General features: G+C 57.6%; 1 protein-coding gene. It reads left to right on the forward strand.

What is annotated here, in order from left to right; translation table 11 throughout:
* A partial coding sequence (locus B5F35_RS18305) for a hypothetical protein (RefSeq protein WP_524535726.1) occupies window positions 1–561 on the forward strand: 561 nt, incomplete at both ends.

Here is a 561-nt window from a genome sequence, read left to right on the forward strand (position 1 = left end):
ACGGCCAGGGGCGGTTGGTTCGCAGAACCGACCGCAGCGGCGTGACAGTGGAGCTGGGGTACAACCTCTATGGTGCGCCCCTGTTCAAAAAGGAAAAAGACAGCGCTCAAGGTGATTTTTACGAATACACCCCGGAGGGCTTACTCAAGTGCGCCATTTCTAAGGGAATGCGGTACGCTTACGAGTATGACGCCATGGACCGCATGACCCGCAAGAGTGCCAGCGGCCGCACGCTGCTGGCTCTGACCTACGACAAGAACGGCAACAAAATCAGTCAGGCCGATGTAACAGGCAAAGTGACGGAATACGCCTATTCTCCTCTTGATTTGTTGGAAAAGGTGTGGGATGATGGAAAGGAACTGGCAGCCTATACCTATAACCCGGACGGCACGCCCAAGGCCGTGACCCATGGCCCCATCCGGCAGGAGTACGCCTATGACCTGGACAAGAATCTGACGGGCTTGACCGTCCGCTCCGGGGACGCGCTTCTGGCCCGGAACAGCTACACCTACGACGGCAACGGAAACCGCACTTTGAAACGTCAGCTGGGAGGTGAGACCC

This window comes from Anaeromassilibacillus sp. An200 (assembly GCF_002160025.1).
Classification (GTDB): domain Bacteria; phylum Bacillota; class Clostridia; order Oscillospirales; family Acutalibacteraceae; genus Caccousia; species Caccousia stercoris.